Annotated in this window: 16 protein-coding genes; 4 read left to right on the top strand and 12 right to left on the bottom strand. The window is 67.7% G+C overall.

Annotation, left to right across the window (positions count from 1 at the left end):
* The first annotated feature begins 17 nt into the window (after window positions 1-17).
* A complete protein-coding gene (locus AC3WMR_RS30050; RefSeq protein ID WP_492266730.1) occupies window positions 18-1,421 on the top strand; it encodes an amidase family protein in 1,404 nt (467 codons plus the stop codon).
* A gap of 82 nt (window positions 1,422-1,503) precedes the next feature.
* Here AC3WMR_RS30050 and AC3WMR_RS30045 read toward each other — a convergent pair whose 3' ends face one another.
* The 10 genes from AC3WMR_RS30045 to AC3WMR_RS30000 form a co-directional block, all read right to left on the bottom strand.
* Complete coding sequence (locus AC3WMR_RS30045) at window positions 1,504-2,028, bottom strand: GNAT family N-acetyltransferase (protein WP_492266729.1); 525 nt, start codon at window positions 2,026-2,028, stop codon at window positions 1,504-1,506.
* A gap of 42 nt (window positions 2,029-2,070) precedes the next feature.
* Complete coding sequence (locus AC3WMR_RS30040) at window positions 2,071-2,853, bottom strand: 2-keto-4-pentenoate hydratase (protein ID WP_492266728.1); 783 nt, start codon at window positions 2,851-2,853, stop codon at window positions 2,071-2,073.
* A 5-nt stretch (window positions 2,854-2,858) separates the two neighbouring features.
* On the bottom strand, window positions 2,859-3,239 hold the full coding sequence (locus AC3WMR_RS30035) for a hypothetical protein (RefSeq protein WP_263912406.1): 381 nt from the start codon (window positions 3,237-3,239) through the stop codon (window positions 2,859-2,861).
* 48 nt (window positions 3,240-3,287) lie between these two features.
* The gene (locus AC3WMR_RS30030) at window positions 3,288-4,568 is read right to left on the bottom strand and encodes a glutamate-5-semialdehyde dehydrogenase (protein ID WP_492266727.1); all 1,281 of its coding nucleotides are present in this window, start codon (window positions 4,566-4,568) and stop codon (window positions 3,288-3,290) included.
* A gap of 92 nt (window positions 4,569-4,660) precedes the next feature.
* Complete coding sequence (gene holA / locus AC3WMR_RS30025) at window positions 4,661-5,719, bottom strand: DNA polymerase III subunit delta (RefSeq protein ID WP_492266726.1); 1,059 nt, start codon at window positions 5,717-5,719, stop codon at window positions 4,661-4,663.
* Between the two features lie 3 nt (window positions 5,720-5,722).
* Window positions 5,723-6,385 (bottom strand): LPS-assembly lipoprotein LptE, encoded by a 663-nt coding sequence (locus AC3WMR_RS30020; protein ID WP_492266725.1) that lies wholly within the window; start codon window positions 6,383-6,385, stop codon window positions 5,723-5,725.
* Window positions 6,386-6,396: 11 nt separating this feature from the next.
* Complete coding sequence (leuS, locus tag AC3WMR_RS30015) at window positions 6,397-9,054, bottom strand: leucine--tRNA ligase (RefSeq protein ID WP_492266724.1); 2,658 nt, start codon at window positions 9,052-9,054, stop codon at window positions 6,397-6,399.
* 85 nt (window positions 9,055-9,139) lie between these two features.
* On the bottom strand, window positions 9,140-10,360 hold the full coding sequence (locus AC3WMR_RS30010) for an MFS transporter (RefSeq protein ID WP_492266723.1): 1,221 nt from the start codon (window positions 10,358-10,360) through the stop codon (window positions 9,140-9,142).
* A gap of 58 nt (window positions 10,361-10,418) precedes the next feature.
* Window positions 10,419-10,931, bottom strand: coding sequence for a MarR family winged helix-turn-helix transcriptional regulator (locus AC3WMR_RS30005; RefSeq protein WP_492266722.1), 513 nt, complete (start codon window positions 10,929-10,931; stop codon window positions 10,419-10,421).
* 145 nt (window positions 10,932-11,076) lie between these two features.
* The gene (locus AC3WMR_RS30000; protein WP_025135623.1) at window positions 11,077-11,535 is read right to left on the bottom strand and encodes an HU family DNA-binding protein; all 459 of its coding nucleotides are present in this window, start codon (window positions 11,533-11,535) and stop codon (window positions 11,077-11,079) included.
* A gap of 377 nt (window positions 11,536-11,912) precedes the next feature.
* Here AC3WMR_RS30000 and AC3WMR_RS29995 point away from each other — a divergent pair, with 377 nt between their 5' ends.
* From AC3WMR_RS29995 to AC3WMR_RS29985, 3 genes are all read left to right on the top strand, one after another.
* Window positions 11,913-13,064, top strand: coding sequence for a D-alanyl-D-alanine carboxypeptidase family protein (locus AC3WMR_RS29995; protein WP_492266721.1), 1,152 nt, complete (start codon window positions 11,913-11,915; stop codon window positions 13,062-13,064).
* 87 nt (window positions 13,065-13,151) lie between these two features.
* Window positions 13,152-14,024 (top strand): phosphonopyruvate hydrolase, encoded by an 873-nt coding sequence (locus AC3WMR_RS29990; RefSeq protein WP_492266720.1) that lies wholly within the window; start codon window positions 13,152-13,154, stop codon window positions 14,022-14,024.
* Window positions 14,025-14,097: 73 nt separating this feature from the next.
* A complete protein-coding gene (locus tag AC3WMR_RS29985) occupies window positions 14,098-15,873 on the top strand; it encodes a SulP family inorganic anion transporter (RefSeq protein ID WP_492266719.1) in 1,776 nt (591 codons plus the stop codon).
* A 13-nt stretch (window positions 15,874-15,886) separates the two neighbouring features.
* Here the strand turns inward: AC3WMR_RS29985 and AC3WMR_RS29980 are convergent, their stop codons facing one another.
* Window positions 15,887-16,645 (bottom strand): ABC transporter ATP-binding protein, encoded by a 759-nt coding sequence (locus tag AC3WMR_RS29980; RefSeq protein ID WP_492266718.1) that lies wholly within the window; start codon window positions 16,643-16,645, stop codon window positions 15,887-15,889.
* A complete protein-coding gene (locus AC3WMR_RS29975; RefSeq protein WP_492266717.1) occupies window positions 16,642-18,519 on the bottom strand; it encodes an ABC transporter permease in 1,878 nt (625 codons plus the stop codon). Before AC3WMR_RS29975 ends, AC3WMR_RS29980 begins: the two co-directional genes overlap by 4 nt.
* Window positions 18,520-18,529: the final 10 nt, after the last annotated feature.

Below are 18,529 nucleotides of genomic sequence, written 5' to 3'. Positions count from 1 at the left end.
GGAACAAGGAGTTGCGTGTGTCCGAGCTTTGGCGTTTGTCCGCAGTTGAACTGGCCGCGCGTATCCGCCGGCGCGAGGTGTCCGCGGTCCAGGCCGCGCAAAGCGCGCTGGAGCGGTTGCAAGCGGTGAATCCGGCCATCAACGCGGTGGTCGATTACCGCCCCGAAGACACGCTGGCTCAAGCGGCCCAGGTGGACGAAGCTCTGGCGCGCGGCGAGGCGCCCGGCCTGTTGGCAGGCGTGCCGGTGACGGTCAAGGTCAACGTGGATCAGGTGGGCTTTGCCACCACCAACGGCGTGACGCTGCAGAAGGACCTGATCGCGGCCGTCAACAACCCGGTGGTGGACAATCTGCGCCGCGCCGGTGCGGTGATCGTGGGCCGCACCAACACGCCCGCTTTCTCATTGCGCTGGTTCACCAGCAATCAGCTGCACGGCCATACCCTGAATCCGCGCAATCCGGCATTGACTCCTGGTGGCTCTTCCGGCGGCGCGGCGTCGGCGGTGGCCGCGGGCATCGGCCACCTGGCGCATGGCACGGATATCGCGGGGTCGATCCGTTACCCGGCCTATGCCTGCGGCGTGCATGGCCTGCGACCTTCGCTGGGGCGGGTGCCGGCGTACAACGCCGCGCTGCCCGAGCGCACCATTGGCGGGCAGATCACCGCGGTGTCGGGGCCTTTGGGACGCACCATTGCCGATGTGCGCTTGGGGCTGGCCGCGATGGCGGCGCCCGATCCGCGCGATCCCTGGTGGGTGCCGGCGCCGCTGACGGGGCCGGACGTGCCGCGCCGTGCGGCGTTGTGCCTGAACCCGGATGGCATGCAGACCGAACCCGCCGTGGTGAAGGCCTTGCAGGAGGCCGCCCGACGCCTGAGCGAGGCGGGCTGGTCGGTGGACACGCTCGATGCGGTGCCGCCCTTGCAGGAAGCGGCGGACCTGCAGATCCGCATGTGGATGGCCGATGGCTACGAGGGCATGGTCGAGGCCGCCCGCAGGGAAGGCGATGCCGGGGCGATTGCGGCGTTGGCGGGCCAGCGCGAGCGTGCGGCCGGCATGGACCTGGCGCAGTTTTCGGCCATCCTGACGCGCCGCGCGACATTGACGCGTCTTTGGGAACTGTTCCTGGCCGATTATCCGGTGCTGCTGTTGCCGGTGTCTGCGGAATTGCCGTTTGCCGACAACCTGGACCTGCAAGGCGACGCGGCGTATGACCGCGTGTGGCGCGCGCAGATGACGCAGATCGGGCTGCCGTTCATGGGCTTGCCCGGCCTGACCGTGGCCATGGGCAGCGCGGGCGACAGCCCGGTGGGCGTGCAGGTGGTGGCGGGACGCTACCGCGAGGACCTGTGCCTGGCGGCAGGCGAAGCGATTGAAGCGGCCGGGCCGCCGGTCGACATCGCGCAGCCGCGTCCGCGCTGAGCGTGTGATGGGGGGCGGGCACGACGCCCGTGGCGCTGTCTGGCAGGTCCCGGCATCCGGGGCCTTGCCGTTTCTGGCGTTGTCAGGCGGCTGCCGCTTGGCGCCATTCGGCGCGCAGCAGGCCCATCATGCCGGTATCCCAGCGCACGTTGCCTGCCTGCGTGGACGAACGCCGCACGCCTTCGAACGTGAAACCCAGGGCCTGGTAGAGGTGGATGGCGCGTTCGTTGAAGGTGTAGACGTTGAGTTCCAGGCGCTCGATGCCCGGGGTGCGGAAGGCTTCGTCGATCAGCAGCGTCACCATGGGGCGGCCCAGCCCCTGGCCACGTTGGTCGGGGGCGATTACGACGCGGCCCAGGCGGGCGTTGCCGTCGCGCCAATCGTAGGCCAGCTGCGCATGGCCCACGGGGGCGCCATCGCGGCAGACCATCCAGCAGCGCCGCGAGGGTGGCTGCGTTTCACCTTCCCGCAACATGATGTCCAGGTCGGCCGGTGTGATCGGGTAAGAAACGTGTGACCCGCCCCATTGCACGACGTCGGGCAGGCTCGTGAACCAGCTGGCCAGGCGGGTGTAGTCGGACGGAGTGAACGGGCGCAGGGTCAGCATGGAAGTCCTGAAGTCGGGATGCGAGTGAAACGCCGGGGGAAATCAGGGAGCCGTGAACCGCAATGTCATGACGCCGAGATCGCCATAGGCGATGTCGATGTCGCGGTTGGCGGGAACGTCCAGGAAGCCTGCATACGAGCCCGTGATGACGTGCTGGCCCGCTTGCAGGCCCAGCCCTTGCTCGCGCAGGAAGTTCGCCAGCCAGTACAGCCCTGCCTTGGGATGGTCGTTGGGGTGGATGCCGGCGTGCTGTTCGACTTCGGCGCCGTCCACCGACAGGGTGAGCGTCATGGTGGCGGGGGCGTCATCGGGCGATGCCAGGCGCGGACCCAGCACCAGGCCGCCGTTGAACATGTGGTCGGCCAGCAGTTCGGGCAGGCTGGCGTGTTCGGGGGCGGCGTAGCGGCAGCCCAGCACTTCCAGCGCCAGCCGTGCACCGCCGATGGCGGCGTCGATCTCGGCGTGGCTGTAGGGTTCGCTGCGGGCAGGCAGGTCGCGCGCCAGTTCGAACGCGATTTCGGGTTCGATGCGCACGACCGGCGTGCGGCTGGCGATGGTACCGGCCTGCGCCACCGTCGAGGCGTAGATGGGGGCGACCACGGTTTTTTCGGGCGAGGGCAGCGCGCTTTTCCAGGCGGCGATGGCGTCCTGCCGGGTTTGCAGCAGCAACCGGGCCGTGCATTGCTGCACGGCGAGGGCCTGGCCCACGGTTTGCGGCCGGCAGGCCGCGGGCAGGCGCGGGCCGGCCACGCCGGATTCGCGCGCGGCGATCAGGGCGCGCGCGGCGTCGGCGCAGCCGGGATAGTCTTCGATCTGGAGATGCATGCGGGTCAGGCTCCCAGGTAGAGCAGGGTCCACAGCACGATCATGGCGATCAGGCCCAGCCAGCACGATCCCCAGAAGCCGACGATGGGCCATTTCAGGGCCAACGGCGTTTTCTTGGGATCCACATGAGGGAGCAGGTCGTTGGCGTTGCCGATGAGCCAGAAGCGGGTGCCCGGAAACATCAGGCGGAAAAAATAGTCCAGCATGATCGCGGCCTGGATGGCCAGCGGATAGGCCTTGAACGGGCGGTGCTGCAGGTAGGGGTGCTTGAGTACGGCGTTGATCTCTTTGCTTTTGACGAAGAACAACCAGATGCCGCAGAGCGAGCAGGTGATGAAGCACAGCACGAAAAGGCTGAAGGCCATGGCCATGGCGGGTGAATGCATGGAAATTCCGACAAATGCGCGGCGCCGCCGCAAGGTCAAAGAGAAGGGTTAGCCGCGGGTCTGGCCTTCGCCGGTCAGTACCCACTTGAGGGTGGTCAGGCCTTCCAGGCCGACCGGACCGCGGGCATGCAGGCGGTTGGTCGAGATGCCGATTTCAGCGCCCAGGCCGTATTCGAAGCCGTCGGCAAAGCAGGTCGGCAGGTTGACGTAGACCGAGCTGGAATCGACTTCGCGCTGGAAGCGCTGGGCCGAGGACAGGTCTTCGGTGACGATCGCGTCGGTGTGGCCGGAACCCCAGCGGGCGATGTGCTCGATGGCGTCATCGAGCGAGTCGACGATGCGCACCGCCAGGATCGGGCCCAGGTATTCGGTGCCCCAGTCTTCGTCGGTGGCCGGCTTGGCGTGGGGCAGTAGTGCCAGCGTGCGCGGGCAGCCGCGCAGTTCGACGCCGTGTTCGGTCAGGGCCGCCGCCAGGCGCGGCAGGATCGACACCGCGGCCACCGCGTCGACCAGCAACGTTTCCATTGCGCCGCAGATGCCGTAGCGGTAGGTCTTGGCATTGAAGGCGATGGCGTGGGCCTTGTCGGGGTCGGCGGCCGCGTCGATGTAGATGTGGCAGTTGCCGTCCAGGTGCTTGATGAGCGGCACGCGGGCTTCCTGCGCCAGCCGGGCGATGAGGCCCTTGCCGCCGCGCGGCACGATGACGTCGATGTGTTCGGTCATGGTGATGAGCTTGCCCACCGCGGCGCGGTCGGCCGTGGCGACGACCTGCACCGCATCTTGCGGCAGGCCGGCGGCGGCCAGGCCCAGCTGCACGATGCGGCCCAGGGCCACGTTGGAATGCAGGGCTTCGCTGCCGCCGCGCAGGATGGCGGCGTTGCCCGACTTCAGGCACAGCGCCGCGGCGTCGATGGTGACGTTGGGGCGGGACTCGTAAATGATGCCGATCACGCCCAGCGGCACGCGCATCTGGGCCACGCGCATGCCGTTCGGGCGGACGGTGGTGGCGGTGACGCTGCCGATGGGGTCAGGCAGGGCGGCGATCTGGCGCAGGCCCTCGGCCATGTGCGCCAAGGTCTTTTCCGACAGGGTCAGGCGGTCGAGCAGGGCGGCTTCCAGGCCATTGGCGCGCGCGGCGGCGACATCCTTGGCGTTGGCGGCCAGCAGTTCGTCCTGGTTGGCGGCCAGCGCGTCGGCCATGGCCAGCAAGGCCTGGTTCTTGGCAGCGCTGTTGGCGCGCATCATGGCGCGGGAGGCCCGGCGTGCGTTCTCGCCCAGGGTCAGCATGGCTTGTTCGATGGAAGACGAGGACATGACGGCGTCGTTCATAGTGTTGGGGCGGTAGGGAGACCGCCAGCGGAATAGGGATAGTTTATCCGGCCGGGCGGCCGGAGGGGACGAGTGGGGCGGCTAGGCCGCCTTCACGGTCGGCCGCCGGCAGCGGCCACGCGCAGGGCCAGGCGGGTCATTTCTTCCCAGGGGTCGGATAGCCGCCCGGGGACGGACAGCCCCTTGATGAGACGGTCGACTTCATGGGCGTGCTGCACGGCGGCGGGCCAGACGGCGGGATGCACCCGCCCCAGCGCTTGCAGCGCCAGCCGTTCATGGGCACCGAAGATACGCAGGCGGCGCATCAGGCCGTTGGCATCCTGGCCCAGGTTGCGGGCTTCGGCCACCCGCGCCAAGAGGCGGATTTCTTCGCCCACCGCCCACAGCACCAGGGGCAGGGCTTCGCCTTCAGCGCGCAGGCCGTCGATCATGCGGATGGTGCGGGCGACGTCGCCCGCGAGCATGGCGTCGCGCAGGCCGAATACGTCATAGCGGGCGACGTTGAGCACGGCGCGTTCGACGTCTTCGGCGGCCAGTTGGCCTTCCGGGTAGAGCAGGCCGAGCTTCTGGATTTCCTGGTGGGCCGCCAGCAGGTTGCCTTCGACCTTGTCGGCCATCCATTGCAGGGTGGCGTTGTCGGCCCGCTGGTTCTGGCGGGCCAGGCGCATGCCGACCCAGGCAGGCAGGCGGGTGCGTTCGATGTTGGCGATGTCGACCATCATGCCGCCGCGGCCCAGGGCCTGGACCCAGCGGCTTTCGCGGGTGGCCTTGTCCAGGCGCGGCAGGGCGATGAGGACGAGCGTATCGGGGTTGTCCGCCTGTTTCTCGGCCTGTTCGGCCAGGCGGGCAAGCGTGTCGGCGCCCGTCTTGCCGGGCTTGCCGGTGGGGATCTTGATTTCCAGGATGCGGCGGTCGCCGAACAGGGACACGCTTTGCGTGGCGGCAGTGACCGAGCTCCAGTCGCTGCGCGCGTCCATCACCATCGACAGACGGTCGGTGTAGCCGGCGTTGCGGCCGGCGGCGCGCAGGGCGTCGACGGTTTCGGTGACCAGGAGCGGCTCGTCGCCGGATACCGTGTACAGCGGGGCCAGGCGGTTGCCCGCCCGCTGCAGGTGATCAGCCAGCCGATCCGCGTCCAGGACTTGTGCCATCGGTCAGCGCAGGTTGGCCGGATCGGTGGTGGACGGCGTCTGCCACGGGGCCGGGGTGCTGCGTTGTGCCGGCGCAGTGGGATCGTACAGCGGGATTTCGCCGTCTTCGCCGCGCTGTTCGCGGGTGTCGAACGCCTTGCGCACTTCGGGGGCGGTCATGCGGCGCAGCAGGCGCGCCACGAGATCGCGTTGCATGGCGTTGTACAGGGTTTCGATCTGGCCTTGCTTGGCCTGGACGATCTGGTCGTCGTAGGGCATTTCGCGGTAGATCGACAGTGTGGTGTCCGGGATCAGAGCGCGGCCCTTGTCGTCGATCAGACGGAAGGTGTAGTTGATGCCGAGTTCGTATTCCTCGACGCGGCCCTGGGCATTGAGCGATACCTCGCGCAGCGTGCGGTCATTGGCGACCTGCTGCAGGATGGCCTGCGCTTCCTTGGGCGTGGCGACCAGCTTGGTGTCGGGCGAGGCCGCGCGCAGCGCGCGGCGCACGTCGGCGCCAAACAGGGTGTTGTCGGGAATGCCGATATACAGCGTATCGAACGGCAGAGGCGTGACGCCCCGCAGCGTGAAGCCGCAGGCCGTCAGCAGCATGAACAGCGCCAGGCAGGCGCCGCGCAGCAGCCATGATTGGCGGGGGGAGTGCGTTTGTTGCCCGGCGAAGTACATGCTTGACCTCATCAGCCTACGACGTTGACCAGTTTGCCCGGGACCACGATAACCCGCTTGGGCGGGCGGCCTTCCAGGTAGCGGGCGACTTCTTCCTGGGCGGCGGCGAGCTGTTCGATCTCTTCCTTGGCGGCCTTGGCGGCCACGCGGATCGAGCCGCGCAGCTTGCCGTTGACCTGCAGCATCAGTTCGATTTCGTCCGCCACCAGCGCGGCTTCGTCGACGTGCGGCCACGGCGCATCGAGCAGGTCGCCCAGCTCTTTGGCGTAGCCCAGGTCTTGCCACAGGTGCCAGGTGATGTGCGGCACCACCGGGTACAGCACGCGCAGCAGCACACCCAGCGTTTCCGTGTAGGCGGCGTCGGCGTGGGCGCCTTCGGGCAGCTTGGCGTCGTCGATGGCGTTCAGCATCTTCATGCACGCGGAGACGACGGTGTTGTACTGGATGCGCTGGTAGTCGTAGTCGGCCTGCTTGAGCAGGTTGTAGACCTCGCGGCGCAGATCCTTCACCGGGGCGGGGGCGTCGGCCCAGTTGGCGCCGGCCGCCAGGCCGCGGGCGACCGTGTCGCGTTGCGCGTAGCTGATGGACCACAGGCGGCGCAGGAAGCGGTTCGAGCCTTCGACGCCGGAATCGGACCACTCGAGCGTCTGCTCTGGCGGGCTGGCGAACATGACGAACAGGCGCGCGGTGTCCGCGCCCAGCGTGTCGATCAGCGATTGCGGATCGACGCCGTTGTTCTTGGACTTGGACATGGTGCCCACGCCGCCATAGGTGATGTCAGAGCCGTCGGACTTGAGCTTGGCGCCGGTGATGGCGCCACGGGCGTCATAGACGTTTTCGACTTCTTCGGGCCAGAAGTATTCGATGCCGCCCTGGGCGTTCTTGCGCGAGTAGATGTGGTTCAGCACCATGCCCTGGCACAGCAGCTTGGTGAAGGGCTCGTCGAAATTGAGCAGGCCCATGTCACGCATGACCTTGGTCCAGAAGCGGGCGTACAGCAGGTGCAGGACCGCGTGCTCGATGCCGCCGATGTATTGATCCATCGGCATCCAGTAGTCGTTGCGCGCATCGACCATGGCGGTGTTGTTGCCCGGCGACGTGTAGCGCATGAAGTACCAGGACGAGTCCACGAAGGTGTCCATCGTGTCCGTTTCGCGGCGTGCGGGCTTGCCGCAGCTGGGGCAGGCGCAGGACAGGAAGGCTTCGTTCTTGGTCAGCGGGTTGCCGCTGCCATCGGGGATCAGGTCGTCGGGCAACACGACCGGCAGGTCTTTTTCAGGGACCGGCACCGGGCCGCAATCGGCGCAGTGGATGATGGGGATCGGGGTGCCCCAGTAGCGCTGTCGCGAGATGCCCCAGTCGCGCAGGCGCCAGGTGGTCTGCTTTTCGCCCAGGCCTTGCGCGGCCAGGTCGACGGCGATGGCGTCCACGGCTTCTTTGTGCGACAGGCCGTCGTACTTGCCGGAATTTATCGTGCGGCCGGTTTGCTTGTCGCCGTACCATTCCTGCCAGCCATCGGTGGAATAGGCCTTGCCGGCCACGTCCACGACCTGGCGGATCGGCAGGTTGTATTTCTTGGCGAAGGCGAAGTCGCGTTCGTCGTGGGCGGGCACGCCCATGACGGCGCCGTCGCCGTAGGTGATCAGCACGTAGTTGCCGACCCAGACTTCGATTGCGTCGCCGGTGACCGGGTGGGTCACGGTCAGACCGGTGGGCATGCCTTCTTTTTCGCGCGTGGCCAGCTCGGCTTCGGTGGTGCCGCCCAGCTTGCATTGCTCGATGAAGGCGGCCAGGGCCGGGTTGGACTGCGCGGCGTGCGTGGCCAGGGGGTGTTCGGGCGCCACGGCGCAGAAGGTCACGCCCATGATGGTGTCGGCGCGGGTGGTGAAGACGTACAGCTTGCCGTCCTGGATCAACTGGCCGTCCTGGCCGGCGATCTGGTGCGGGAAGGCAAAGCGCAGGCCTTCGGACTTGCCGATCCAGTTTTCCTGCATCAGGCGCACGCGCTCGGGCCAGCCGGGCAGGTCGTTCTGGACGGCGCCGAGCAGTTCGTCGGCGTAGTCGGTGATGCGCAGGTAGTAACCGGGGATCTCGCGCTTTTCAACCGGTGCGCCCGAGCGCCAGCCGCGGCCGTCGATGACCTGTTCGTTGGCCAGCACGGTCTGGTCGACCGGGTCCCAGTTGACGACCTGGGTCTTGCGATAGGCGACGCCCTTTTCGAGCATCTTCAGGAACAGCCACTGGTTCCATTTGTAGTATTCGGGGTCGCAGGCGCACATTTCGCGCGACCAGTCGATCGCCAGGCCCATCGACTTCATCTGCTTCTTCATATAAGCGATGTTGTCGTAGGTCCACTTGGCGGGCGGCACCTTGGACTTGATGGCGGCGTTCTCGGCCGGCATGCCGAAGGCGTCCCAGCCCATCGGCATCAGGACGTTGTAGCCCCGCATGCGCAACTGGCGGGCCATCATGTCGTTGATGGTGTAGTTGCGCACGTGGCCCATGTGTAGCTTGCCGCTGGGGTAGGGCAGCATCGAGCAGGCGTAGAACTTCGGCTTCTCGGAGCCGTCCGGGTTCTTCGCGTGTTCTTGGACCAGATAGGCGTCGCGGGCCTGCCAGTCTTGGTGGGCGGCCGCTTCGACGGTAGTGGGGAGGTAACGTTCCTGCATGGGCTCGTGCGCGATGGCGAAAAAGGGTGAGCCGCCCTCGCGCACGGGGCGCGGGGGCGGTCAAAACCCCTGATTATAGGAGGTGCTAGGCGCGGATAGGGGACGGGGCCGTTTCCGGGATGCGGGCACTGGCCGCCAGCATGCCATACGCCAGGGTTATGGCCCCGAGAACGGCGCCCGCGGTGACCACGCCGGGCCAGCCAAAATGGGAGTACAGCCAGGACGATACCAGCGATCCGGTGGCCCCGCCGATGAAATAGCTGGTCATGTAGCCGGCCGTCAGGCGGCTGCGGGCTTCGGGGCGCAGGCGGTACAGCGAACTGGTGTTGGTGACGTGGACGCCCTGGATCGCCAGGTCCTGGATCAGGATGCCGGCCAGCAGGGCGATCACCGAGGCCTGGCCGAAGGCCATCAGGCCCCAGGACGCCAAGAGAAGCAGCAGGCCGACCCGGGTGGCCTGGTTGCCCAGGCCGCGGTCGGCCAGCCGGCCGAAGCGGTTGGCGGCATAGGCGCCGGCAGCCCCGGCCAGACCGAACAGCCCGATCGTGGTGTTGTTGAACTGGTAGGGCGGGCTGGACAGCAGGAAAGTCAGGGGCGTCCAGAGCATGCTGAAGGCGGCGAACAGCAGAAAGCCCAGCATCGAACGGCCGCGGAACAGGGGTTCTTCGGCGTACATGCGAAAGATCGAGCCCAGCAGCTGCGGGTAGCTCATGCCGGCCTGGGCCTGGTGGCGCGGCAGCACCTTCCAGAGCGCGCAGGACATGCCCAGCATCATGATGGCGGCTACCCAGTAGACGGTGCGCCAGCTGCCCAGGTCGGCCAGCGCCCCGGCGACGGTACGGGCCAGCAGGATGCCCAGCAGCAGCCCGCTCATGACGGTGCCCACGGCCTTGCCCCGCTCGTGCGGCGCGGCCAGCGTGGCCGCGAACGGCACCAGGATCTGCGCCACCACCGACAGCATGCCGGTGATGGCGGTGCCCAGCATCAGCGTCAGGATGTCGGGGGCGAAGGCGGAAACCAGCAGCCCGCCGGCCGACAGGAAGCTCATCAGCACGATCAGGCCGCGCCGCTCGAACATGTCGCCCAGGGGCACCAGCAATAGCAGGCCGACCGCGTAGCTGAGCTGCGCGGTCATGACGATGCTGCCGGCCGCAGCGGTGGACAGCGAGAACTGCTGGCTGATGGTGTGCAGCAGCGGCTGCGCGTAATAGTTGCTGGCGACGGCCAGGCCGGTGGCGACCGACATCAGCAGGATGACAGGTGCGGTAAGCGGGGCGGGCTGGGCGGTGCGGGAGGCGGAGTTCATGCGGAGCAATGCGTGGATGAAGATCCGGGCAAGCGGGGCCCGGTGGAAAAGCGCCGGTTCAGACGCCGACGCCGCCAGGGGTTTCCTGGTCGTGCGGGATCAACAGTTTTTTCAGCAGGCCGGCCATCTGGCGACGTTCGGCCGCGGTCAGCGGCGCGAGCAGGGCGTCGAGTTCGCGCAGGTAGTCCTTGAGCACCAGCTTGATGACGCGCAGGCCTTCGGCGGTGAGCGCCACGATGACGCCGCGGCGGTCTTCGGGGTTGGGTGTGCGCGCCAGGAGGCCGGCCTGTTCCAGGCGGTCCAGGCGGTTGGTCATGGCGCCGGAGGTCAGGAGCAGCGCGTCCACCAGCTTCTGCGGATTCATCGCATGGGGCGCACCGGTGCGGTACAGCGTGGCCAGCACGTCGAATTCGCCCTGGTGCAGGTTGTAGCGCTTGAAGGCGCGGTTCACGTCGCGCACCGCGAAGGCGTTGAAACGGAACACGCGGCTGACGACGCTCATGGGGGCGGTGTCCAGGTTGGGGCATTCCTGGCCCCATTGCGACAGCACCAGATCGACCAGATCGTTCATGATGGCTTGACGTAAAGTTTCTTAACGTAAAGATAAATTCTAACAGCTTGGCGTTGAGTCATGCAAAGCGCCCCGCGCCAAAAAGAAAGGGCCCGCCCCTTGCGGAGCAGGCCCTTTCCGGCTTGACCGGATACTCGCGCGAGAATTACTGCGCGGCGTCCTTCAGCTTCTTGAGCGGGCGAACCTTCACCTTGACCGAAGCCGGCTTGGCGGGGAACCAGCGCTCTTCACCGGTGAACGGATCCTTGCCGAAGCGCTTGGCCTTGGCGGGAACCTTCTGCACGGCAACCTTGAACAGGCCGGGCAGCGTGAATTCGCCAGCGCCCTTCTTGTCCACGGAGCTCAGCACCGAGGTTTCCAGGCTGGCCAGGACGGCCTTGACCGACTTGGCTTCAACGCCGGACTGCTCGACGATGTAGGCGATCAGCTGGGTCTTGTTCAGAGCAGCCTTGATAGCCTTGGGGGCGGCAGCAACCTTCTTGGCGGCAACGACCTTCTTGGCTGCCGGCTTCACTGCGGGTTTGGCGGCGGTAGCCTTCTTTGCGGGCGCCTTGACGGCGGGCTTGGTGACTTTCTTGGCAGGAGCTTTTGCTTTCGTGGCCATGGTCAAAATCCGTATGTTGAGGACATTGGGGCAGCGCGCGCCGAATATCGGCGTTTGACGCTACGCGCCCGATGATAGCGGAACCTCGGCGGTTTTTGCGCCTTTCTACAGGCCTTTCGATCAATGTTTGTTGTTTTCCACGCAGAAAAACCCTTTCTGCAAGGGGCCGCGCAAAATGTCGTGACAATCGCAGCGATTTTTTCAGTGCCGCGCGACATGCGAAAAGTGCTTGATTGAAGGGGTTTTGAACCATCCGGGCGCGACGTGTTCCAATGCATCGCGACGCGCATCGGCAGGAGTGGGCGGCGGCCTGGTGGTTGCCGTCTGCCGGCCACCCTGCGCGTCATCCCCACCCCGCATGGAAGTGAAGCAGCTATATGTTGATGAAGAAGTTGGCGGCGAGCCTGCTCGTTGCGACCGCGTGTATTTCAGGCGCCATGGCGCAATCGATGCCCCCGCCGGTCCTGTCGGCCAAGGCCTGGCTGTTGTTGGATGAGACCAGCGGGCAGGTGATCGCCTCGCAAGGCGCCAACACCCGGATCGAGCCGGCGTCGCTGACCAAGATCATGACGGCGTACGTGGTGTTCGGCGCGCTGCACGACAAGGAAATCTCGCCCGACCAGAAGGTGACCATCTCGACGCGGGCCTGGAAGGTGCCGGCGGGCAGTTCGAAGATGTTCCTGGAACCCGGCTCGAAGGTGTCGGTGGACCTGCTGCTGCGCGGCCTGATGATCCAGTCGGGCAACGACGCGGCCATCGCGCTGGCCGAGGCGGTGTCGGGCAGCGTCGAGGCCTTCGTGGCCCGCATGAACGACACGGCCGTGAAACTGGGCCTGCACAACACGCATTTCGCCAGCCCGCACGGCCTGCCGGACCCGGGCACGTATTCCACGGTCAGCGACCTGTCGATCCTGGCCACGCGATTCATCCGCGACTATCCCGAGCTGTACAAGTCCTACGATTCGGCCAAGACGTTTACGTATAACAATATTACCCAGCCCAACCGCAATCGCCTGTTGTGGCTGGACCCCAGCGTCGATGGCCTGAAGACCGGCCATACCGAGGCGGCGGGCTATTGCATCGTGGCCACCGCGCGGCGTCCCAATGGCACGGACCCGCGGCGCCTGGTGACGGTGGTGGTGGGCACGGCCTCGGACAAGCTGCGTACGCAGGAAAGCCGCGAGCTGCTGGAATGGGGCTTCCAGGGCTTCAAGACCGTCAAGCTGTACGCCAAGGGCCAGCCGGTGGCGACGCCCGAAGTCTGGAAGGGCCAGGCCGACACGCTGAAGGCGGGTTTTGTGCGCGATGCCTACGTGACGGTGCCGGCGGGCGCCAAGGTCGAGCCGGTCTGGACGCCGCAAGACCCGCTGGTGGCGCCCATCGCGGCGCAGGCCACGGTGGGCGCTCTGCGCGTGATGGTCGACGGCAAGCCGGCCATGCAGTTTCCGGTGGTGGCGCTGGAGCCCGTGGCCGAGGCCGGGTTCGTCGGCCGCACCTGGGATTCCATCCGCCTGTGGTGGCGCGGCTAGCGGCAATATCGAAGAGCGGGCGGGGCATTTAGTGTAAAAAATGCCTTGGCCGGGGCATTGTGCGCCGGATCTTCAGGTTGCCCCCCCATGTCCCGCAACGCCCGATTTCGCCAGCAACTGCAGCATGCCACCCTGATGCACGCCATGTCGGCGCACAATCCCTTGTCGGCCAGGCTGGCGGCCGACGCAGGATTCGACGCGATCTGGGGCAGCGGCTTCGAACTGTCGGCCAGCTATGCGGTGCCGGACGCCAACATCCTGTCGGCCGGCCAGCATCTGGACATGATGCGGGCCATCGCCACCGTCGTCGATATCCCCGTCATTGCGGACATCGACACGGGGTTCGGCAACGCCATCAACGTGGCCTACGCCGTGCCGCAATACGAAGCGGCGGGCGTATCGGCCGTGGTGATGGAAGACAAGACCTTTCCCAAGGACACCAGCCTGCGTGCCGACGGCCGCCAGGAACTGGTGCGTACGGAAGAATTCCAGGGCAAGATCGAAGCGGCCTGCGCCGCGCGCCGCGACCCGGATTTCTGCGTCATCGCGCGCACCGAGGCGCTGATCGCCGGCCTGGGCCAGGTCGAGGCCCTGGCGCGCGCCGCCGCTTATGAAGCCGCCGGCGCCGACGCCATCCTGATTCATTCCAAGCAGACCACGCCCGACGAAGTGCTGGCCTTCATCGCGGCCTGGCAGGGCCGGGTGCCGCTGGTGCTGGTGCCCACTGCCTACCCGCAACTGCGCGAGGCCGACATCCAGGCGCTGGGCAAAGTCGGGCTGGTGATCTACGGCAATCATGCGATCCGCGCGGCCGTGGGGGCGATGCGCGACGTGTTCGCCCGCATCCGGCACGATGGCGGCATCCATGCCGTGGACGCGGCGTTGCCGACGGTGCGCGATATCATCGCCCTTCAAGGCGACGCGGGCATGCGCGAGCTGGAACGCAAGTTCCTGCGTTGAGCGCGTTGCCATTCGAAGAAAAACCAGGGGTCGGGCAATGGGGGCGGTAGGACGCAGGGCGTGGCTGACGCGCATGTTTGGCGATTGGGTGCCGGAAGTGGGCGCCATGACGCTGCGCGCGGACCTGGCCGCCGGCCTGCTGGGCGCCTTGCTGGTGCTGCCGCAGGGCGTGGCGTTTGCCACGCTGGCGGGATTGCCGCCGCAATACGGCCTGTATTCGGCCATCGTTCCCTGTATTGTCGCGGCGCTGTTCGGCTCCAGCCGCCACGTCATGTCCGGTCCCACCAACGCGAATTCACTGGCGCTGTTCGCGGTGCTGACGCCGCTGGCGGCGGCGGGCAGCCCCGGCTATATCGAACTGGCCTTGGCCGTGACGGTACTGGTCGGGCTGATGCAATGGCTGGTGGGCGCCTTGCGCCTGGGCTCGCTGGCCCATTTCATATCACCGTCGGCGCTGTTCGGTTTCACCAGCGGTGCGGCCCTGCTGATCGCCGTACATGCGCTGAAAGATGCGCTGGGCCTGCCGGCGCCTGCTTCGCACGGGGCGGGCACGCTGCTGGCCAGCGTGGGGGCCAACGCCGATCAGATCCAGCTTGGCGCGGTGCTGGTGACGGCCGTGACGCTGGCTGCCGCGCTGCTGGTCAAGCGCTGGGACAAGCGCAAGCCCTACATGCTGGCGGGCCTGGCAGCGGGGGCGCTGGTTGCGGCCGCCTTCAACGCATTGACCGCGCAGCACGGCGCGGCGCCGGTGCCGGTGCTGGGCGACCTGGCGCAGCCCTGGCCGCCATTCCATGTGCCCAGCGTCGATTGGCGCGCGCTGCCCGACCTGCTCAGCCTGGCGTTTGCGTTGACCATCGTGGCCCTGGCGCAGTCGATTTCCATCGCCAAGGCGGTGGCTGCGCGCTCGGGCCAGCGCATCGACGCCAACCGTGAATTCGTCGGGCAGGGGCTGTCGAACGTGGTGGGGGGATTCTTTTCCTGTTACCTGTCCTGCGGCTCGTTGAACCGGTCGATTCCCAACTTCGAGGCGGGCGCCCGCACGCCGCTGGCCTCGGTGTTTTCGGCCTTGCTGTTGATGGCGCTGGTGGCGCTGACCGGGCCTTTGCTGGCGCAGATTCCGCATGCGGCCATTGCCGGCCTGCTGTTGTTGGTGGCCTGGACTTTGCTGGACGTGCCGCGCTGGCGGCAGTTGATCCGCACGCAGCCGGGTGAAAGCGCGATTGCCGCGGCCACGTTGGCCGCCACCATCACGATTCGCATGGAAGTGGCGATCTTGCTGGGCACCGTGCTGTCGCTGATGGTGTATCTGCATCGCACTTCGCGGCCGGCGATGCGCACGATGGGCTTTGATTCGCGCGGTTTGGACCGCCGCTTCGTGGTGCTGGAGGCGCCGCGCAATGGCACGAGGGATGCGCCGCCCGATACGCTGCCGGAATGCCCGCAGCTCAAGCTGCTGCGCATGGAAGGATCGGTCTATTTCGGCGCCGCCGCACATGTGGCGCAGCGCTTGCAGGAATTGCGCGCGGGTCCGGATGCGCCACGGCATCTGCTGGTGATGGCCAAGAGCATGAACTTCATCGACCTGGCCGGCGCCCAGGTCTGGGAAGACGAGCTGGCAGCACGCCGCGCCATGGGCGGCGACCTGTATTTCCATCGGCCGCGGCCCGAAGTGCTGGCCATGTGGCGCCGCACGGGCTTTCTGGACAGGCTGGGCGCGGACCACGTGTTTCCCGACAAGGCCACGGCGCTGCACACCATCTACGCCAAGCTGAATCGCGGCATCTGCGCAGGCTGCCAGGTCAAGGTGTTCTGGGAATGCCAGCCGGACAGCCCGCAGTCTGGCGGTTGAGCGCAGGCGCGCTTCAAGGGTGCGGCGATTCGGTACCCAGGTAGGCGGCCTTGACCCGTTCGTCGGCCGCGATGGCGGCGGGCGGGCCTTCGGCCAGCAGACTGCCGCGCACCAGCACCGCGATGCGGTCGGCGTGCTTGAAGACGACATCCAGGCTGTGTTCGGTGAACAGCACCGCCATGCGTTGGGTATCGGCCAGTTCGCGTGTCAGGCGCATCAGCGCATGGCGTTCGTTGGTGGCCATGCCGGCGGTGGGTTCGTCCATCAGCAGCAGGCGTGGCCGGTGCGCCAGCGCCATCGCCAGTTCCACCCGCTTGACCTCGCCGTAGGCCAGCACGCCGCAGGGTGTGGCGGCCTGATCGGCCATCTGCACCTGCGCCAGCAGGGCGCGGGCTTCGTCGATGGCGTGCGCTGCGGCGCGGCGCCAGGGCCGGAACAGCAGGCGGTCGCGCGACAGCAGCGCGGTCTGCACGTTTTCCAGCACGGTCATCGAACGGAAGGTGGCGGCGGTTTGAAATGTGCGGCCCACGCCCAGCCGGCAGATCCGGCCGGCCGCCAGGCCCACCAGTTCGTGGCCGTCCAGGCGCACGGACCCGGCATCGGGGCGCAATTGGCCGCCCAGCGCATTGAAGCAGGTGGACTTGCCGGCGCCGTTCGGGCCGATCAGCGCCAGCATCTGGCCGGCGTCCAGGTCGAACGAGACATCGGCCAGCGCGTCGATGCCGCCGAACGATTTGCGCAGGTGGCGCACCTGGAGCAGGGGGCCACTCATGCCGATCTCCGTCGCAGGCGCCGGGCCGCGCCGGCCAGGCCTTCGGGAAAGAGCATGACCAGCGCCAGGATGGCCAGGCCAAGCACGGCGTGCCAGTACTCGGTGCTGCGGGCCGCCACGTCTTGCAGCCAGGTGTAGGCCGCCGCGCCGACCAATGGGCCGGCCAGCGTCTGCAGGCCACCCAGCAGCACCATCACCAGACCATCGACCGAGCGGCTGACGCTGAGCGCATCGGGGGCGATGCTGCCCTTCGAGAACGCATACAGCGAGCCCGCCAGCCCCGCCGCCAGCGAGGCCGCGACAAAGCCCGCCCATTGGATGCGGCGCGTATCCATGCCCAGCGCCTCGGCTCGCAAGGCGGAATCGCGCACGCCGCGCAGGGCGTAGCCCAGCGGCGCAAACGCCAGCCGCCGCAACCACCAGACGCCCAGCACGCACAGCGCCAGCGTCACGTAATAGAAGCCCGGCCCTTGCGCCAGCCAGCGCGACGGCCACAGGCCGATCAGGCCGTTGCTGCCGCCGGTCACGTCGTCCCATTGGTAGGCCGTTGCCCACAGGATCTGCGCCACCGCCAGGGTCAGCATGGCCAGGTACACGCCCGACAGGCGCACGCAGAACCAGCCGAACAGCAGCGCGCCCAGCGCGGCCGCGAAGGGGCCCAGCAACAGCGCGGCTTCCATCGGCAGCGCTGCCATTTTCAGGAGCAGCGCCGCGCCGTAGGCACCCAGGCCGAACCAGGCGGCGTGGCCGAAGGTGGTCATGCCGGCCAGCCCGGTCAGGAAATGCAGGCTGGCCGCGAACAGGGCGGCGATCAGCACCTCGGTCAAGAGGATGCCCAGGTAGGGCCACTGTGCAGCCGCCAGCGGCGCCAGCACCAACAGCGCCAGCAGCGCGCCATAGGCCAGCCGCACGCGGCGCCCCGCGGGGGCAATGGGCGGCTCGGCGGCCGGGGCTAGCGACGAGGGCGCGGGCGGCTTGCCGAGCAGGCCCCAGGGGCGCGCCACCAGCACCACCGCCATGACGGCGAATTCGGCCAGCAGAGTCAGCTTGGACAGGTTGAAGGCCCATGGTCCGATCTGCACCTGGCCGATGAAGACGAACACGGCCTTGACGCAGCAGATCAGCAGCGCCGCCAGGAAGGCGCCGGGAATCGAGCCCAGCCCGCCCACCACCACGACGACGAAGGCGCTGGCGATGATTTCCAGGTCCAGCCCCAGTGTGGCGGGCACGCGCGGCGCGGCCAGTGCCCCGCCCAGCCCGGCCAGGAAGGCGCCCAGGGTGAAGGCGGACGTGAACAGCCAGGCCTGGTTGACGCCCAGCGCGGCCAGCATGTCGCGGTTTTCGGCCGCGGCGCGCAGCAGGCGGCCCCAGCGGGTGCGCATCAGCAGCAGCCACAGCAGGCCCAGCACCACGGGGCCGGCGGCGATCAGCAGCAGGTCGTATTGGGGAAAGCGGCGGCCCAGGATGTCGACGGCGCCCGCCAGGCCCGGCGCGCGTGCCGAGAACAGGTCTTCAGGCCCCCACAGCGCCAGCGCGGCGTCGCCGATGACCAGCACCAGGGCGAAGGTCGCCAGCAGCTGGAACAGTTCGGGGGCGCGGTACAGACGCTTGAGCACCAGCAGTTCGGCGGCCGCGCCGACCAGGCCGGTGGCCAGCGCCGCCAGCAGCAGGCCGGCCCAGTAGCCCGGGCCGTCGCCGAAATAGCGGGTGAAGGTCCACGCCAGGTACACGCCCAGCATGTAGAACGAGCCGTGCGCGAAATTCACCACCCGCGTGACGCCGAAGATCAGCGACAGGCCGGCGGCCACCAGGAACAATGCGCTGGCGTCGGCCAGGCCGTTGAGCAGCTGCGACAGCAGCCCGGACAGGCTCATCGGGGCCGGC

Source organism: Achromobacter sp. FW305-C-28 (assembly GCF_058783235.1).
This window is presented reverse-complemented; position numbering and strand designations above follow the sequence as displayed.

What these genes read in the sequence shown, in the direction of transcription:
- AC3WMR_RS29985 (WP_492266719.1), top strand. Translation starts at nt 14,098, where the DNA reads ATGTTTGGCGATTGGGTGCCGGAAGTGGGCGCCATGACGCTGCGCGCG.
- AC3WMR_RS30035 (WP_263912406.1), bottom strand. Translation starts at nt 3,239, where the DNA reads ATGCATTCACCCGCCATGGCCATGGCCTTCAGCCTTTTCGTGCTGTGC.
- AC3WMR_RS29980 (WP_492266718.1), bottom strand. Translation starts at nt 16,645, where the DNA reads ATGAGTGGCCCCCTGCTCCAGGTGCGCCACCTGCGCAAATCGTTCGGC.
- AC3WMR_RS30040 (WP_492266728.1), bottom strand. Translation starts at nt 2,853, where the DNA reads ATGCATCTCCAGATCGAAGACTATCCCGGCTGCGCCGACGCCGCGCGC.
- AC3WMR_RS29990 (WP_492266720.1), top strand. Translation starts at nt 13,152, where the DNA reads ATGTCCCGCAACGCCCGATTTCGCCAGCAACTGCAGCATGCCACCCTG.
- holA (WP_492266726.1), bottom strand. Translation starts at nt 5,719, where the DNA reads ATGGCACAAGTCCTGGACGCGGATCGGCTGGCTGATCACCTGCAGCGG.
- AC3WMR_RS29975 (WP_492266717.1), bottom strand. Translation starts at nt 18,519, where the DNA reads ATGAGCCTGTCCGGGCTGCTGTCGCAGCTGCTCAACGGCCTGGCCGAC.
- AC3WMR_RS30005 (WP_492266722.1), bottom strand. Translation starts at nt 10,931, where the DNA reads ATGAACGATCTGGTCGATCTGGTGCTGTCGCAATGGGGCCAGGAATGC.
- AC3WMR_RS30045 (WP_492266729.1), bottom strand. Translation starts at nt 2,028, where the DNA reads ATGCTGACCCTGCGCCCGTTCACTCCGTCCGACTACACCCGCCTGGCC.
- AC3WMR_RS30020 (WP_492266725.1), bottom strand. Translation starts at nt 6,385, where the DNA reads ATGTACTTCGCCGGGCAACAAACGCACTCCCCCCGCCAATCATGGCTG.
- AC3WMR_RS29995 (WP_492266721.1), top strand. Translation starts at nt 11,913, where the DNA reads ATGTTGATGAAGAAGTTGGCGGCGAGCCTGCTCGTTGCGACCGCGTGT.
- AC3WMR_RS30000 (WP_025135623.1), bottom strand. Translation starts at nt 11,535, where the DNA reads ATGGCCACGAAAGCAAAAGCTCCTGCCAAGAAAGTCACCAAGCCCGCC.
- leuS (WP_492266724.1), bottom strand. Translation starts at nt 9,054, where the DNA reads ATGCAGGAACGTTACCTCCCCACTACCGTCGAAGCGGCCGCCCACCAA.
- AC3WMR_RS30010 (WP_492266723.1), bottom strand. Translation starts at nt 10,360, where the DNA reads ATGAACTCCGCCTCCCGCACCGCCCAGCCCGCCCCGCTTACCGCACCT.
- AC3WMR_RS30030 (WP_492266727.1), bottom strand. Translation starts at nt 4,568, where the DNA reads ATGAACGACGCCGTCATGTCCTCGTCTTCCATCGAACAAGCCATGCTG.